This window comes from Rhizobium sp. YTU87027, from assembly GCF_050644135.1.
Classification (GTDB): Bacteria; Pseudomonadota; Alphaproteobacteria; order Rhizobiales; family Rhizobiaceae; genus Rhizobium.
This window is the reverse complement of record NZ_CP098441.1, coordinates 1,099,285-1,114,887: the sequence shown is the minus strand read 5'-3', so window position 1 is coordinate 1,114,887 and position 15,603 is coordinate 1,099,285. Positions and strand designations below refer to the sequence as shown.

Here is a 15,603-nt window from a genome sequence, read left to right as displayed (position 1 = left end):
CGTCCGAGCGCAAGTATAACATCAACGATCACCATGAACCGATTGATTACCTGATGATTTCTATCACGCGATGGGTATGCGGATCGACGATTATACGTTGCTTGTTGATCACCGTGTAACCGTAGACATCATTGCTGGGGATGGTGCGTATTTCGACCGAGGACGGCAGTTCTGTTCCGACAACGACGTCGCCATCATAGACAACGGACGGGACATCCTGTTCGGTTATGTAGGTCCTCACTTCTCCCGGCACGGTCACAACCGCCGTCTGAGCCATAGCGGTACCGGACACAAGTGCTGCTACCGCAGCTATTGTAAGAGCTTTCATATTTGCCTCCATATATGAAAAGGGGAACTCCCCTTTCACATGAAGGTTCCTTCACGAACAGCCGCTCGGGTGCCGACCTTAGTGAAAGCTTCGGCGAGCGCCGTCGTCGAGAGGCACTTCAGCGGTCAACAGAAGCTTGTCGATCCTGCGTCCATCAAGATCTACGACCTCGAACCGCCAGCCGTTCATGACGAAACTCTCACCGACCTCAGGCAGATGTTTCATTTCTTCCAGCACGAGCCCGGCGACCGTCTGATAGTCCCTGTCGTCGGCAACCGGGAAGTTCATGAAGTCCGCAAACTCGTCGATCGGTGTCCAGCCGGACACGAGATAGCTGCCATCGTGACGTCGCACGATCGCCTTTTCTCCAATCGAATCCTCCTGGACCGCGCCAAGGATTGCTTCCAGAATGTCACCGGAGGTGATGACGCCTTCGAAATGGCCGTATTCGTCGTAGACCAGCACCATGTGGCAGCGCGAGCGACGAATGGCCTGAATGACGTCAAGAGCGCCTGACAGGTCAGATACGATCGGCACCTCCTGCACGATCGTGGTGATGTCGACATGGCCGGACGACGCTAGCGCGTCATAGAAGTCCTTGGCCAGAAGCACGCCGATGATTTCGTCGGAGCTGTTCTTGCGCACCGGCAATCGCGCCTGCACGGTCCGTCGGAGTTGATCCCTGATCTCGTTGAAACCGTCCTCGACATCGATCACCTCCACATCGCGGCGCGGTGTCATCAAGGCCCTGGCATTTCGGTCTGCCAAACGCATGACACCGGAGATCATCGCCGATTCTTCCGTTTCGATGACGCCGGCGCTGTGCGCCTCCGCAAGCACGGTCTTGATCTCTTCATCGGTCACGACGTCGCCAGACTTGCCCGATTGACCAAGAAGACGAAGGATGGTGCGGCCGGAGATGTCCAGCAGCCAGACGAGCGGGGCGGCCATGCGAGACAGGAACATCATCGCCGGAGCGACCTTGCTTGCGACCGTCTCGGGCGCCCGAAGCGCGATCTGCTTGGGCACCAATTCGCCAACGATCAGCGACAGGTATGTGATAGCGACCACGACCGAGCCGACCCCGAGCGCATCGGCTGCGGCCGGTGACAGGCCATGCGTACCGAGCCAGCCCGCCAGTCGCGCGCCGAGCGTTGCACCCGAGAATGCACCGGACAGCACGCCAACGAGGGTGATGCCGATCTGCACGGTCGATAGAAACCGTCCTGGCTCTTCAGCCAGCCGGATTGCCATGGCAGCTCCGCGACTTCCCTGATCGGCCAGGACTTTGAGCCGAGCCGGTCGTGAGGAAACAACTGCAAGCTCGGACATGGCAAGAACGCCATTCAAGATGGTGAGAATAGCAACGATTGAAATTTCGAGAAGCAAAAATGGGAACCCTGTTATTTCGAAACTAAGCGAAACATAGGCATTCTCCCACAGAACACCAGCACCAAGCCCGTCGCAGTGACGGTTTCTTTGCTTCTTTGAGGATCGCGGAGCGCCGGAGCTCAGATCACCGCAAAACGCCAGAAGCGCCATCGCTGGGTGATGGCATCTCTTGAGCCTCTCGCGACCCGATCAATGCCGACCGCTTTCGGGCGTCACGCCATTTTTGATCGCTCGCTTCTTCTCAAGCGCCCGGGCGAGCCAAGCGTTTCGCCATTGCACGCCTCAAAGCATAGGCAGTGACCGGAACCAGAATTGCGACGCAGGCCAGCGCGATCAACAAATGCAGGTGAAGCTGCAGCCGTCCGAGCACGGCCTCAACGGCCTGTCCGGCGAGAAACCCAATCGCAGTTATCAGGACGCCCCAAATCAGCGCGGCGATCGCGTTGAGTATGGCGAACCTCAGCGCCGAAACCTTGGAAACGCCGATCGCAACGGGGCTGATCGTTCGGATGCCGTAGATAAAGCGAAAGGCGAGGATGAAGCCCGTCGGGTATGTTTCGAGGAACCGCGTCACTCGCGCAATCGGTTCCGATCCAAGCAGCTTTTGAATATAGGACCACTTCGTGGCGTAGCGACCGGACAGAAAGAAGAACTGGTCCGCGGCAAACGATCCGAGACATGCAGCCAACGCGACCTGCCAATATGGAATAAGCTGCCGATGGGCGAAAACTCCCCCCAAGAATGCGGCCGTTTCCCCTTCCACCGCAGCTCCGAGAAAGACGGCCAGCACGCCGTATTCACCAATCAGTCTTTCCAGCAATGCCTGACCTCCGGCGGCCCAACGATGTGCAATCTGCCCTGAATTGCGTCCTGCGGCAATGTCTGCGGCAAGCATACTCCCGACATTGCCGGGCCGCTGCAAGCTGTCGCGCTGCATTATCGCGAGACACCGACACAACGACACGCTCGCAACAGGCCAGGAATGTGTTAGCCTTACGAAGGCTGCGACAGAGGATGAAGAATACAAAGCTAGAGTTGGGTTCCCCCCGCTCCCCATCCCGGCGACTCGCTGGACGCGTTGCTAGAGTATCTCATGAAAGAGATCGGGTATTTGTACTTGCAATCTACGATGGCAGCTCGTTCTGCACACTGCCCATTGAGGTTAGCGGACTTTCGAAATTCTGCTGTGCCGAAGGAGAGAAATACATCAAGAGCATCGGCATAACTTATGGTTATGCCTTTGAGGGTCATTGCTACAAATTGCCCAAGCCAGAGATCATGTTTATCCCAGCAGTCGCCCACAAGATTGCCGGTGACAAATGCGGAGGCGACTGCGGTTATTCGGCGGAACGTGGCTATGCCGTTTGGCAGGTCGATCAGCTTGATCGGGTAATCGCCTTGGACATCCGTTCGGACGATGTCAAAACACTTATTCTCGACGAGAACATGCCTGGAAAACGCTCACCACAGGCCTATTCACAGTCTCTGTCGATGGCTCCCATGCGCTCGCGGGAATAAACAGTTAGCTGCATAAACGAGTGCGGCCCGGTCGTAGCATTGAACAGCCAGACTCCGCCTTGCGAGCGGCCTTGCGAGGCGGTATCCAATCGGGAAGGGCGCAATGATGGCGCGCATAACCACCGAATACGGGAGGCAGCCGCGTGGACCCACGGAAGATCGGCTTCATCGGAACTGGAACCATCACTGATGCCATGGTCAGGGGCCTGTTGACCAATCCTGCCGCCGTCTCGCGAGTGACGGTTTCGCCCCGCAACGCCAAGATCGCGCGGCAGCTGGCGGATGACTTTGCAGAGGTTTCGATTGCTGCCGACAACCAGGCTGTCATCGACGCGAGCGACATGGTGGTCCTGGCCGTGCGCCCGCAGATCGCGCAGGACGTCGTCAGCGGACTGACGTTCCGAAAGGGTCAGTCCGTTCTCAGCGTCATTGCCGCGACCGACTGCAAGACGCTTCTCGGTTGGATCGGGGTAGATGTTCATCTCGTTCAGGCCATCCCGTTGCCTTTCGTTGCGGATCGCGAGGGGGTGACTGCCGTTTTCCCGCCAGACGCCCACGTTGCCGCGCTTTTTTCGGTTCTTGGCACGGCTGTCGAATGCGAGACCAAGGAGGAGTATGACCTTTTGGCCGCGGCGAGCTCATTGATGTCGACAGTCCTTGGGATCATGGACGTCTCGGCGGCTTGGCTGGAGGAGCGCGGCCTCGCCAAAGGCAAGGGGCGCGCCTATATCGCATCTCTGTTTGCCAGTCTTTCACAGACGGCGCTTCGCTCCGACACCGTTGCCCTCAAAGAGCTCAGCAGCGAGTTTGCGACAAAGGGCGGCCTGAACGAGCAGGTCTTGTCCGACTTTCATAAAAACGGCGGACGCGATGCCCTGATCCTGGCGCTTGACGGCGTTCTGGCAAGGATCAAGGGTGCCTAGAAGGTCGGCGGCGTGCAGGCACTGATGACCTCACACGCGACCGGCCCAACGCATCGGAACCGGTGCGGCCGCCGGCTTTCGAAATAGTAGGCATCTCCCGGCCCCAGGACCCGGCGTTCATCGTCGACCGTCACCTCGAGCCGCCCGGAAAGGACAATTCCTCCCTCTTCTCCCTCGTGGACGAGCGGAACCTTGCCAGTGTCGGAGCCCGGCTGATAGCACTCCTTCAGAATCTGCAGGCTGCGGCCAAACAGGCTGTCTCCGACCTGCCGATAGGAGATTGCCCCCTTGCCGATCTCGACGAGCTCCTCGGCCGCATAAAATGCTTTCCTGGGCCGTTCGGGTTCGAAGGCGAAGAATTCCGCGAGACCGATCGGAATACCGTCGAGGATGCGTTTCAACGCGCCAACGGAGGGGTTGGAGGAATTCGACTCGATCAAGGAGATCGTCGAATTCGTGACGCCGGCGCGCTTTGCCAGTTCACGTTGCGAGAGATTGTGCGTCATCCTCAGATGACGAAGGCGGTTTCCGATATCGACGGACATGGGGGGCGTTTCAACTGTTGCATATATCGAACATATTCAACGCATGCCTATGAAATTCAAGTGCTTGTTCACATGTAGAAAAGGACTTGTCCCGTGACGGAAATCACTGAACATGTCACCACGCACAATGGAGACGATAGTGGTGGACCAGATCAGCATTTCCAACCGGCCTTCCCTCGATAATTTCTGGATGCCGTTTACGGCAAACCGTCAGTTCAAGGCCACACCCCGGTTGCTCGCCTCGGCTGAAGGCATGTATTACACCGATATCGACGGCAACAAGGTGCTGGACGGGACGGCTGGCCTTTGGTGCGTCAATGCCGGCCACGGGCGCAAGCGCGTCGCCGACGCCGTTGCCCGCCAATTGCAGGCGTTGGACTTCGCTCCGACCTTTCAGATGGGCCATCCTGTTGCCTTCGACTTTGCTGAAAAGCTCGCAAGGATCGCGCCGGGCGGCCCGGCCGCAAAACTCGATCGCGTGTTCTTCACAGGCTCCGGTTCGGAATCGGTCGATACCGCATTGAAGATTGCAATCGCCTATCAGCGCGCCATTGGCCAGGGGACGCGTACGCGTATCATCGGTCGCGAGAAGGGCTATCATGGCGTTGGCTTCGGCGGCATTTCGGTCGGCGGACTTGTCAACAACCGTCGGGTCTTTCCGCAGATTCCCGCAGACCATATGCGCCATACCCTCGACATCGAGCAAAACAGCTTCTCGAAGGGACTGCCTAAGCACGGCGTTGAGCTTGCGGACGATCTGGAGCGCCTCGTCGCCTTGCACGGCGCCGAAACAATCGCCGCCGTCATCGTCGAGCCAATGTCCGGGTCGGCAGGCGTGATCCTGCCACCAAAGGGATATCTGGAGCGCCTGCGCGCCATTGCCGACAAGCACGGCATCCTGTTGATCTTCGACGAGGTCATTACCGGCTTTGGCCGCCTGGGCACGCCATTCGCCACCGATTATTTCGGCGTCATTCCCGATCTCGTCACCGCCGCCAAGGGCCTGACGAACGGCGCCATTCCGATGGGAGCGGTCTTTGCGAGCCGAAACGTCTACGACGCATTGATGATCGGGCCGGAAAACCAGATCGAGCTCTTCCACGGCTACACCTACTCCGGCCACCCGGTCGCCAGTGCCGCCGGCATTGCCACTTTGGAAATCTACGAGGAGGAAGGCCTGCTCACCCGGGCGGCATCCCTGGCCGACACATGGCAGGACGCACTTCACTCCTTGAAGGGACTGCCGCATGTCGCCGACATCCGCAACCTTGGTCTCGTCGGCGCCGTCGAACTTGCGCCACGCGACGGCGCACCGGGGACACGCGCCTATGACGTCTTCGTGGACTGCTTCCGTAACGGGCTGCTCATTCGTGTGACTGGCGATATTATCGCGCTCTCGCCACCACTGATCATTGAGCCGGTCGAAATTGAACGCATCGTCTCCATTCTGGCGGATGCCTTGAGGCGGGCAGCCTAACCAGCGCGTCTGAACCGTTTCTGTTTGGCGATGAACAGCCAAACAGAAACAAGCGCGTTCGGTCGATGCAGAATTCTGCCGTTGCCTGTCGGCATCGTGTCAGCGTCCTCGGAAAAGGCGCTTTGAACAGTTTGCTTTTTGATCCCACCGGGATAAGGATCCCTGAGTGTGACCAAGGAGTTTTCCATATCGATGTCGAAACCCCGGTTGAGACGGGAAGCAGATCTCCTCCTGCATCGTGGAACCAGGGCTGCCAGCGGCGACTATCCCATAAGCCGCGCGCGCAGACCTGCCGCCGTGCAGCGCCTGATCGGGGCGTTGGGCAACATCATGCTGTCCGATGCGGCTCCATTCATGGAAAAATTTGTTGCAGGGAAGGTCTTTCACCTGCTGCAGGAACCGGGTGCAATCGCAACCAAGCCGGCCACGCCTGTGCCGTTGGCACCGCAATTGCAGTTTGCGTTACGCAACTTGACCTCAAAGGGTGAGCTCTTCGCCGAGGTAGCGGCAGCCATCAGCGATGTCGCCAAAAGCCTGGAATGGGTTGCGAGCAAGACCGGTCCGTTTGCCAGCATCAACATAGAGCATACACATGCGCATGCAGTGGTGGCGGGCATATCAGGCGTGGAGGAGCGAGACGACGTCGCTCTCGGCCTGACGATCATGGCGCCGTATAGCCGCTTCCCGGATCACATTCAGTATCGCTCCCGTGTTTTCCTGGCGTTATCCGACTGCGAGTTTTCCTGTGACGACAAGGGGTGGCAGCGCGCCTCCGTCGGCTCCATTTTCTTCAATGAAGCGGGCCACAACGTCGCGATGCGGTGCACCGCGCGACCGCTTCTGGCTGCCTGGTGCCACGTCGAGCGATAATGGCTCGCCTGCCTGATTTGCCTCTTGACGTTTGCGCGCCAGACCTTTGAATTGCAAGGGCCATTCTAGAGAGGACAAAACTCCTGCGCAGCAGCGATACAAATGCCGGATCAGGCGAGATGGCCGATCGCATTTATGGCGATGACTGGGAAGCAAGCGGCCTGGGCCGACCGTCTTCGTGGCCGCTCTGCCTGAAATCGGCCGTCGACATCATGCTGCCGGCCAAAGCTCAGATCGTCATCTTCTGGGGCCCGGATTTCATTGCCTTTTATAACGATGCCTATGCGCCGACCATCGGGACCAAGCATCCTCAGGCCCTCGGCCGGCCCGCCCGCGAGAACTGGAGCGAATTGTGGAGCGACCTGGAACCGCTCCTCAGACGTGTCCTCGACCATGGAGAAACGGTGGTCGCAAAGGACCGGCCATTTTATATCGAACGGCACGGCTATCCCGAGACTGTCCACTTCGACATTTCCTATTCACCGATCAGGGACGAGGTCGGGAAGGTTCGTGGAGTGTTCTGCATCGTCAGCGAGACGACGGAACGTGTGAGGTCCGAAACGGCATTGCGGGAGAGCGAGGAGCGGTTTCGCGCAATATTCTCGCAGTCGGCAGCGGGCATCTGCCAGTCGGATCTCGCCGGGAGACTCCTGCTCGTCAACAGGCGCTTCTGCGAGATCATCGGCTACTCGGAGGCCGAGCTTTTGAAGATGCGGGTACAGGACATCACATTTCCCCGGGATCTCGACGACTACGTTCACGCCTTCAGGACAATGCTTCAAACCGGCCAGAGCTTTGAAATCGAGAAGCGCTACGTTCGCAAGGACGGCAGCCTGGTCTGGGTAGCGAATTCGATCTCGCCAATGCGCGACGCGAATGGCGACATACGCCAGGCTGCCGCCGTTGTCGTCGATATTACGGAACGCAAGCGGGCTCAGGAGGTTGAGCGCCGTCTTGCGGCGATCATTGCCTCGTCCGACGACGCCATTCTCGGCACGGATCTGAACATGAGGATCACCAGCTGGAACAGCGGAGCCGAAAAGCTCTACGGCTATTCGGCCGAGGAAGCGATCGGCCACTCGGTCGTACTGCTCGTTCCCGACGACCGGATTGAAGAGGAGCCGGCAATCATCCGGCAGGTCAGCGCCGGTCTCAAGGTTGATCCCTATGAGACCAAGCGGCGGCGCAAGGATGGCAGGCTGGTCGACGTGCTGCTTAGCGTTTCGCCAATTTTCGACCCTTATGGCAGGATCGTCGGGGCGTCGAAAATAGCGCACGACATCAGCGCGCGAAAGGAGGCCGAACGGCTCCAGACCGTTCTCGTCGGCGAACTCAACCATCGCGTTAAGAACGTGCTCGCAACCGTGATGGCCATCGCGCGACAGACGCTCGGTCGCGAGAAAGCAAACCGGGCGGGCGTGGACGCATTCGAGGCTCGTCTTGCCTTGATGTCGAGAGCGCACGATCTGTTGACGCATGGCAACTGGGAGCGGGCAGAACTGGAGACGGTGGTGCGACAAGCACTGTCGCCCTATCAACCCGACAGGTTCTCGATCTCGGGCCCGAGCATTCAACTCGCGCCGCGCGCCGTCGTATCGATTTCGCTGGCACTGCATGAACTGGCGACGAATGCCGCCAAGTATGGTGCCCTGTCCGCTGCGGGCGGCCATGTTTCGATCGAATGGTCGTTCGAGGGTGATGATCCTGCCAGGTTGAGGCTGCAGTGGCGGGAAACGGGAGGCCCAAGCGTTGCGCAACCATCGCGCAAGGGTTTCGGTTCGCGCCTGATCGAAAACCTCCTGGCGGCCGAATTGAAAGGTGACGTGACAATCATCTACGATCCGGCCGGCGTCATCTGTCTGGTCGACGCCCCTGTCGGTGGTGGATGGGACCACGATCAATCGGATGAATCCCGGCAGTGACATCTGCGGCAGGCGGCCCCTCCTGCAGGCTCCTTTTTGCCATCTATGCCGTGATCCGGAATCCAGAGGGTGGTTTTGCCAAGGATGCCGCTTCCGTCTCTACTGTAACGACAGACGCGCCGGGTGGTCCTTTCCAGAATTCCTTCAACATCGCCGAAACAGCCGTTTGCGGACCGGCGATGAGAGCGGTCACAGAGCCATCATCTTCATTGCGAACCCAGCCCGCCAGGCCGAACTCCTCTGCCCTCGCCCGTGTCCAGACGCGGAAGCTGACGCCCTGAACCCGGCCGGATATCCGCACCAGAACCGCCTTGGAACCCTCGCCCATGCTAGTCTCCCTGACGCCTGCCTTGTCAGCAATCTGGCGCATCCGAAAAAAATTCAAGCGTTGCTCGCGCAACCGCATGTCGCCATCACTGAGCATGGATCGATATTGCGTAATTTTCGACGCCGGAAATGCGCGAACCGCTGGACCGAATCAAACGCTGCGCTACATTGATAAGTGCTTCAACTTGAAGGGATCTCGATCATGCGCAGGCTTATCGCAGTGACTTCAGTGCTCCTCGTCAGTTTCGTCGGTTCGGCCTTTGCGCAAGCAAGTATGGGCATGGACAGCAGCGGCCGCATTGACGGTTCGCCGCCACTTGGTACCTCGCCAGACAGCGATGGAACCGGCGGTGGAGGGTTCTCGATCCCGATCGACTTTGGCACCACCAGTTCGACTTCCGGCTCGATCCATTGGACAGGTTGCCCCGAGGACCAGCGCAGAGCAACGCATGGCCGCACCAACACGCTCACAAATCAGGCGTGCCAGAACAACTGAGCGAGACCTTTGTGACGCCACCCCGCGACGCGAATTGGCGGTTCGCGGGGTGCTTCGTATGTGCTAGGGGAAACGTGTAACACAAGGCACGACAGATATGCTCCCCTGGATTCAACTCGCTTCAGCCGCCATTCCTGGAGAAAATGGTGAATTGCGTCTCAAGCAGAGAGGCAATGAATTCTCGATCATGCTGGGCTCGAACGAACTTATGAACAGCCGCCTCAGCGGCTCGGAGGAAGCTCTTGCGACACTTTCGCGAGAAAAGATCAAGGGACATGCACGCCCCAATATACTGATCGGCGGCCTCGGCATGGGCTTCACACTTCGTGCTGCCCTGTCGGTTTTGCCAGAAGATGCTGCAATCATCGTTGCCGAACTGGTGCCGGCCGTTGTGCAATGGGCTCGAGGCCCGATGTCAAAGGTATTCCAAGGCTGCCTCGACGATCCCCGCGTCGCCATCCATGAGGGCGACGTCGGAGACCTGGTACGGCGAAGCAAGGCACGGTTCGACGCCATCCTGCTCGACGTGGACAATGGTCCCGACGGCCTTACCCGCCGCTCCAACGATCGTCTCTATGATTTCGCTGGCCTGCGCACCGCACGCGATGCGCTGCGTCCGGGAGGCGTTCTCGCCGTCTGGTCATCGGGACCGGACGCCTCCTTCACCCGGCGGCTTCGTGACTGCGGCTTTGCCGTCGAGGAGGTCAATACGCGCGCCAACGGCAAGCGCGGCGGCGCGCGTCATGTCATCTGGCTGGCCGTCAAATAACTCAGCCTGCCTGAACCCGTCGTGCGGCTGCGATCGCACTGGCAGCACCGGACCGGAGCTGCTGCGTGTCGGCCCCGGCTATGACGAAATCAAAACCCATTCTCAACAGTTCACCGGCCCGCTCGCCATTGCTTCCGAAGACGCAGGCGAATTTGCTGTGCGCCCGGCAGCGCGCGATCAGATGCTTGAGAACACCGTCAACCTCGGCCGTGTCAGGCGCCACTTTCGCTCCATCCGACAACGCAATGGACAGATCGGACGGACCGACAAAGATGCCGTCGATGCCATCGACCCGCATGATTTCATCCGCGCCCTCAAGGGCGGCGCGTGTCTCGATCATGGCAATCGCCACAGTCTGCTGGTTGGCGGTCTCGAGATATTCTGTCGCGGAAAGCCCGGTGTGGTTCATCGCCAGTGTCGGCCCCCAGCTGCGCTCGCCGACCGGCGGATACTTCGTGGCTTTCGCGAAGGCCTCGGCGTCCGCCGCCGAGTTGATCATCGGCGCAATGATACCCGACGCACCTGCATCGAGAAGACGCGAGGCCGACGAGAAATCGCCGACCGGGATTCGGGCGAGCACGGGCTTGCCGGCAAGCCTGCCCTGGCCGATGCCAATGGCGGCCGACCCGAGATCCCAGACACCGTGCTGCAGATCCAGCACGATGGCATCAAAGGCCTCTTGCGCCAGATGATTGACGAAAAGCGGATCGGGAATACCGATCCATGCGGATATCAATCCGCCCTTTCCGCTTCGGATCCGCTTTGCGAAGCCGTCGATCGTCGTTGCGCCACTCATGCCATGCTCCTTCTGCGGTTCAGCCAGCCGCGCGCTGTCTTTCCTGATGAAAGTCCTCGATGAATGCCTTTTCAAGCAGGATGCCATCCCACTCATCGGCAAAAAACGGCGAATCGTAAATCAGGGTGTATGGTCCGCTGTAGCCTGCCGACCGGCAGGCTTCCAGGCATTTGCGATAGTCCGCGCTGTCGAGCCCCGATCCATTGAAATCGGCCTTGGCGTGGCAGAGTTCCGCACGACGCATGATGTCGCAAAGCCCTGCATACTTTTCCGGCGCAGCCCAATTGCCGAGATCGCCATTCAGACCGACCCTATCTTGCAAAGCATCGAGCAGCCAGTTGGTCTGCCTTGGAGAAGCCAGAAGCTCGAACCAGTTTTCGGTGACGACACGAACGCCGCTGTTGTCAGCCCGCTTCGCAAGCCAGCCAAGGTGGCCCACGGCTCGCTTGAGGTTGTCAGCCGTCGGTGCCTGCTTGCCGGCAATCACCCGCATGTTCTTGGCGCCAAGCGCTTGCGCGATCTCAATCCAGCCGGCAATCCACTGAATATCACGCTCGCCGGTTTCTGGATGGCTTGGATCCCCATCTTCGACCAGCAGTGTCTGCGCCAGAATATCAGCGTCGTGAAGCGCGGCACGCAGCTCCGCGAGATAGGCGGGATCAAGGCTTGGCAGATGGAACGAGCATATCTCCAGCCGCCCAATGCCCCGCTTGGCAAGCTGCGCGGGGATCTCGGTCAGCGAGGAGCGCCCCGGCCCATATGGTTCCTTGCGCGCGGCACTCTTGTCCGGATCCGGGCCGTAGGGATAGACGGCTCCTAACAGCCGATGCAGCGACCACGTCGAAACTGCAAAACGTCCATTCTCCAGATTGCCTTCAGTCATGTTCTCCTCCCGCAAGCAATGCCTACCGTCTCAAATGAACTCTCCGCGGATAACCTCCTCGGCCGAAAGCGCCGCACTGAGGAGCGCCTCGTCCCGCTTGCCTACAGCAGAAAGCAGGAAACCTGCCGGCATGTTGGCATCTCCCGTTCCACAGGGGATCGATACGCCGCACCAATCCAGGAAATTGCCAAGCATCGTATTGCGCAGCGTCTTGCCATTGGTTGCGAAAAACAGATCGTCGTCGGCTTCAAGCGGCGCGATTGGCGGCGCCACGTGAGCAACTGTCGGAAAGGCAACGAAGCTTTGGCCCACAAGGCGCTCGACGTCGGCTATCAAGGTTTCACGCGCCTCGAGGATCGCAAGATAATTCGAAAGCGTTGTCTTCTCGCCAAGCCTTATGCGCATCACGACGCGATGATCCATGTCGGCGGCCTGCGGCCCTGCCAACCGCTCGCGGTGCAGCGCGAACGCCTCTGCAGTGACCAGGGCACCATATTTCGCCATCAGCGCTAGGATTTCATCGAAAGCCGGGATCTTGATCCGGCTGATCGACGCGCCCTCAGCTGCGAGCCAGTCGACCGCCGTCTCGAACGCCGCGAGGACGCCGGCTTCTGCGCCATCGAACACGACGTTTTCAGGGATCACGATATCCAGCCCCTTGAGCGGGCAGGCGACAATTGAGGGCACTGCTGCGCCGCGCATCCCGGCGTCGATCCAGACCGCATCCTGAACGGTCCTTGAGAGCGGACCGAGCGAATCCAGACTTTTCGCCAGCGGATAGACGCCCGCCATCGGGTAGCGGCCGCGGGTTGCCTTGTATCCGACAATGCCGTTGAAGGCGGCAGGGATGCGCACAGACCCTCCCGTATCCGTCCCCATTGCCACCGGTACGAGGCCAGCTGCCACGGCAACGCCGGCGCCGGAAGACGAACCGCCTGGTATGCGTGGAACATCGCTGCTCAGCGGATTGTGTGGCGTAGCATAGTGCGGATTGATGCCGAGCCCGGAGAAGGCAAACTCGCTCATATTGGTACAGCCGATCGAGACCATACCCGCTTGCTTCAGCGTTGCCACGACTGGCGCGTCTGCCTGCGCTGCCGGACCGCTTGCCAGAACAGTCGAGCCGGCCGTCGTTGTTCGATCTTTGATATCGAAGAGGTCCTTCCAGGCGATTGGCACGCCGTCCAGCATGCCACGCGAGCGGCCCTCTTTCAGTCGCTTCGACGAGGCTTTCGCCTCATTTCTTGCGCGCTCCTTCAGGATTGCCGTGAAAACCGCCCGATCGGCATATGCTTCGATGCCGTCGATCACGGCATCCGTCACCTCGATGGGATCGACAGCTGCCGTTTGAATGAGACTTGAAAGCTGCGCCACGGACATAGCGCCAAATGTTTTCGTCATCGGGGTATCCACAATCTGACTGACCCACCGAACTAAACCGAATTTCCTCGGCGAGCCAAGCCCTTAAAGTCAAATCAAACCGATTGGTTCGATTTTATGAACACTGCGTTTGCGTATCCGGTCTTCTATCGGAGCCTGAGAAAACACACATGGCTTTTTGCGTGCTGTTTGCCGGCTTGAGGACGATCATGCGCCGGTGCACGCATCAGTGTAGGAGTTAACAAAATGACAAACGGCGAGAGTTGGAACACGGCGCGCGGCGACGTGGTGCACCACCACGCAACGGATGACGAGTTGAACAGCATGGGTGAACGCGAATACGTCGAGCATGTGACTGCGCACAAGCCTTCCATATCAGAACGCTTCATCGTTCTTGCGGCCTTTACGCTTTTGGGCGTTGCCGGGCTGACGGTCCATTTTACAGCACCGATGGCATCGAGCCTGGACACGGCAACGGTTGGTTCGATCTTTGAATCGCTGCCCGCGGTCGATTTCTGCCGTGAGCACAGCCCGTATCCGGACAGATCCTGCTAAGGCTCTGTCACGCACCGGGCATGGACAACCCTCCCCTGCGATATAGGTTATGCGCAAGGGGAGGATCGTCGATGCCCGATGAGATCGATTACAATCTGGAGCGTTTTGTAGACGCGCAGAATGGCACCTATGAGAAGGCGCTCTCAGAGTTGAGAGCCGGACACAAGCGCTCCCACTGGATGTGGTTCATTTTTCCGCAGATCGCCGGCCTCGGCTCATCGTTCATGGCGGAGAAATACGCCATCCGCTCAGCCGAAGAAGCCGCAGCCTATCTTGCAGATCCTGTTTTAGGGAGCAGACTGCTGCGCTGTGTCGATGCCGTCCTTGCTATTAAAGGCAAATCCGCGCACGAGGTCTTTGGCTCCCCTGATGATGTCAAGCTGCGCTCTTCGATGACGCTCTTTGCGGCGATCAGCGAACATGGATCGCCGTTTCATGCGGTGATTGAACGGCTCTACCAGGGACAGGTCGACGATCGTACCGTCCAGCTCCTCAACGCCAGCAACTAGCCGGGGCTTAAGTGCTCCAGCGCCTCGATCCCCGTTGAGATCTCATTGATCCGCTCTCGCAACTCCTGATATGCGCCGTCGTCGATCTCTTCGTCACCGAAGAACTGCGCGCCTCACGGAGTTCAAGCTTGGCCTCAAGTTCGGCGCGCCTTGCGCACAGACGATGAAGGCAGGCAGTTCATGCCTTTGTTTCCCAGATCTTTTGAAACGAGTACAAAGGATATAGTTCCCGCCGATCAGCGGATGCCATCACGCAAAAGCGGTGATGGCAGCGGTGCAGGCCTTGGAGAAATGATTGCAACATGTGTCGTTGCCCATGGCCTGGCGCGTGACGCGAGCACCCTCCAGAAGAAGCGTCAGCGTATCGGCCAATAGTTCCGGTTCGCGCGCACCGGCTGCAAGACAGAGCGCTTCCAGCCTGTCGCGTTGCTCTGCCTTGTGGCGCTCGATCACGCCATAGGCCGGATGCCCCTCACCCTTCAGCTCGATGGCTGCATTGGCGAGATCACAGCCAACGTGTTCGCCACAAAGGCTTTGCGTTCGCGCTTCGACCCACGCCCTAAGCTGCCCCTTCGCATCGCCCGGATAGGCCGTCTCGAGATCACGCCAGATCGCCTCGGCCTTTTCCGAAGCACGCCGCAACGTCTCGCAGACCAGCTCATCCTTGGACCCGAAATGACGGTAGAGCGTCATCTTGTTGGTCAGCGCGGCATCGGCGATCGCATCCACGCCGATACCGCGAATGCCGTGCTCACGAAACAGCTCGGCAGCGGTCGAGACGATGCGCTCCCGTGGCGGGACTTTTTCGTCGGTATTTGCGGGAGACAGCAGGCTCAACGATTCTGATTTTTTTGCGGACAAGGTCCTTGACATCCATGTGACCGATCGGTAACAAATGCATTGTTACTTACCG

The 15,603-nt window shown here is 59.2% G+C and carries 18 protein-coding genes; 9 read left to right on the top strand and 9 right to left on the bottom strand.

All coding sequences use genetic code 11. The annotated features are described in order from the left end of the window. Positions 1-46: 46 nt before the first annotated feature. From NBG89_RS24150 to NBG89_RS24140, 3 genes are all read right to left on the bottom strand, one after another. On the bottom strand, positions 47-328 hold the full coding sequence (locus NBG89_RS24150; RefSeq protein WP_431322866.1) for a DUF1236 domain-containing protein: 282 nt from the start codon (positions 326-328) through the stop codon (positions 47-49). A 78-nt stretch (positions 329-406) separates the two neighbouring features. After that, a complete protein-coding gene (locus tag NBG89_RS24145; RefSeq protein ID WP_431322865.1) occupies positions 407-1,717 on the bottom strand; it encodes a hemolysin family protein in 1,311 nt (436 codons plus the stop codon). A gap of 244 nt (positions 1,718-1,961) precedes the next feature. Next, complete coding sequence (locus tag NBG89_RS24140) at positions 1,962-2,540, bottom strand: DedA family protein (RefSeq protein WP_431322864.1); 579 nt, start codon at positions 2,538-2,540, stop codon at positions 1,962-1,964. 194 nt (positions 2,541-2,734) lie between these two features. On the opposite strand from NBG89_RS24140, the gene NBG89_RS24135 reads away from it, so the two are divergent. Beyond that, a complete protein-coding gene (locus tag NBG89_RS24135) occupies positions 2,735-3,238 on the top strand; it encodes a hypothetical protein (RefSeq protein WP_431322863.1) in 504 nt (167 codons plus the stop codon). A 143-nt stretch (positions 3,239-3,381) separates the two neighbouring features. After that, entirely contained in the window at positions 3,382-4,161 is a 780-nt protein-coding gene (locus NBG89_RS24130) for a pyrroline-5-carboxylate reductase (protein WP_431322862.1), read from the top strand. Here NBG89_RS24130 and NBG89_RS24125 read toward each other — a convergent pair. Beyond that, positions 4,158-4,706: a cupin domain-containing protein gene (locus NBG89_RS24125; RefSeq protein WP_431322861.1), complete on the bottom strand. Its 549-nt coding sequence runs from the start codon at positions 4,704-4,706 to the stop codon at positions 4,158-4,160. The two genes, NBG89_RS24130 and NBG89_RS24125, sit on opposite strands and share 4 nt — an antisense overlap. A 142-nt stretch (positions 4,707-4,848) precedes the next feature. Between NBG89_RS24125 and NBG89_RS24120 the strand changes: the two genes are divergently transcribed. The 3 genes from NBG89_RS24120 to NBG89_RS24110 all read left to right on the top strand — a co-directional run bounded on the left by NBG89_RS24120 (position 4,849) and on the right by NBG89_RS24110 (position 8,975). Further along, on the top strand, positions 4,849-6,183 hold the full coding sequence (locus NBG89_RS24120) for an aspartate aminotransferase family protein (protein WP_431324537.1): 1,335 nt from the start codon (positions 4,849-4,851) through the stop codon (positions 6,181-6,183). A 192-nt stretch (positions 6,184-6,375) separates the two neighbouring features. Next, entirely contained in the window at positions 6,376-7,053 is a 678-nt protein-coding gene (locus tag NBG89_RS24115) for a dimethylsulfonioproprionate lyase family protein (RefSeq protein WP_431322860.1), read from the top strand. 119 nt (positions 7,054-7,172) lie between these two features. Beyond that, positions 7,173-8,975, top strand: coding sequence for a PAS domain S-box protein (locus tag NBG89_RS24110; RefSeq protein WP_431322859.1), 1,803 nt, complete (start codon positions 7,173-7,175; stop codon positions 8,973-8,975). A gap of 43 nt (positions 8,976-9,018) precedes the next feature. Here NBG89_RS24110 and NBG89_RS24105 read toward each other — a convergent pair whose 3' ends face one another. After that, positions 9,019-9,303 carry an acylphosphatase gene (locus NBG89_RS24105; protein WP_431322858.1) on the bottom strand — a complete coding sequence of 95 codons (285 nt, stop codon included), beginning with the start codon at positions 9,301-9,303 and terminating at the stop codon, positions 9,019-9,021. A 201-nt stretch (positions 9,304-9,504) separates the two neighbouring features. On the opposite strand from NBG89_RS24105, the gene NBG89_RS24100 reads away from it, so the two are divergent. Further along, positions 9,505-9,798 (top strand): hypothetical protein, encoded by a 294-nt coding sequence (locus NBG89_RS24100; protein ID WP_431322857.1) that lies wholly within the window; start codon positions 9,505-9,507, stop codon positions 9,796-9,798. Positions 9,799-9,895: 97 nt separating this feature from the next. After that, entirely contained in the window at positions 9,896-10,567 is a 672-nt protein-coding gene (locus NBG89_RS24095; protein WP_431322856.1) for a spermidine synthase, read from the top strand. A 1-nt stretch (position 10,568) separates the two neighbouring features. Here the strand turns inward: NBG89_RS24095 and NBG89_RS24090 are convergent, their stop codons facing one another. From NBG89_RS24090 to NBG89_RS24080, 3 genes are read right to left on the bottom strand one after another with little or no spacing between them, the layout of a single operon-like run. Next, positions 10,569-11,363 carry an HpcH/HpaI aldolase family protein gene (locus tag NBG89_RS24090; protein ID WP_431322855.1) on the bottom strand — a complete coding sequence of 265 codons (795 nt, stop codon included), beginning with the start codon at positions 11,361-11,363 and terminating at the stop codon, positions 10,569-10,571. A 19-nt stretch (positions 11,364-11,382) separates the two neighbouring features. Further along, positions 11,383-12,246: a sugar phosphate isomerase/epimerase family protein gene (locus NBG89_RS24085; protein ID WP_431322854.1), complete on the bottom strand. Its 864-nt coding sequence runs from the start codon at positions 12,244-12,246 to the stop codon at positions 11,383-11,385. Positions 12,247-12,276: 30 nt separating this feature from the next. Beyond that, positions 12,277-13,647: an amidase gene (locus NBG89_RS24080; protein WP_431322853.1), complete on the bottom strand. Its 1,371-nt coding sequence runs from the start codon at positions 13,645-13,647 to the stop codon at positions 12,277-12,279. Positions 13,648-13,872: 225 nt separating this feature from the next. Here NBG89_RS24080 and NBG89_RS24075 point away from each other — a divergent pair, with 225 nt between their 5' ends. Both NBG89_RS24075 and NBG89_RS24070 read left to right on the top strand, forming a co-directional pair. After that, complete coding sequence (locus tag NBG89_RS24075; protein ID WP_431322852.1) at positions 13,873-14,181, top strand: hypothetical protein; 309 nt, start codon at positions 13,873-13,875, stop codon at positions 14,179-14,181. A gap of 71 nt (positions 14,182-14,252) precedes the next feature. Beyond that, a complete protein-coding gene (locus tag NBG89_RS24070) occupies positions 14,253-14,690 on the top strand; it encodes a DUF1810 domain-containing protein (RefSeq protein ID WP_431322851.1) in 438 nt (145 codons plus the stop codon). Between the two features lie 249 nt (positions 14,691-14,939). Here NBG89_RS24070 and NBG89_RS24065 read toward each other — a convergent pair whose 3' ends face one another. Next, entirely contained in the window at positions 14,940-15,563 is a 624-nt protein-coding gene (locus tag NBG89_RS24065) for a TetR/AcrR family transcriptional regulator (RefSeq protein ID WP_431322850.1), read from the bottom strand. Positions 15,564-15,603 lie beyond the last annotated feature (40 nt).